This window comes from Salmonella sp. SAL4457 (genome assembly GCF_046548235.1).
Taxonomy (GTDB): domain Bacteria; phylum Pseudomonadota; class Gammaproteobacteria; order Enterobacterales; family Enterobacteriaceae; genus Salmonella; species Salmonella enterica.
This window is the reverse complement of record NZ_JBGDZO010000658.1, coordinates 1-264: the sequence shown is the minus strand read 5'-3', so window position 1 is coordinate 264 and position 264 is coordinate 1. Positions and strand designations below refer to the sequence as shown.

The window sequence follows — 264 nt, the reverse complement described above, 5'->3', positions numbered from 1 at the left end:
GCTGGTGGAGACCCTCGGCGCCGACCTGCTGGACACCCCGGAACGGCGCCTGCCGGACCTCGAGGAACACGTCGAGGACGCCAGGCTGCGGGCACGCTTCGCCGAGCAGCGCCGGCAGAACAAGACCGCCCTGGCGCGCCTGGTGCTGGACAGCCTCGGCGTGGCGATCGAACCGGAAGCGCTGTTCGATGTGCATATCAAGCGTATCCACGAATACAAGCGGCAGTTGCTCAACCTGCTGCACACCGTGGCGCTGTACCAGGA

Annotated in this window: 1 protein-coding gene; it reads left to right on the top strand. The window is 67.0% G+C overall.

The features are described from left to right. On the top strand, window positions 1–264 hold a 264-nt coding region (locus ACLJNW_RS25835), incomplete at both ends, for a glycogen/starch/alpha-glucan phosphorylase (RefSeq protein ID WP_410961455.1).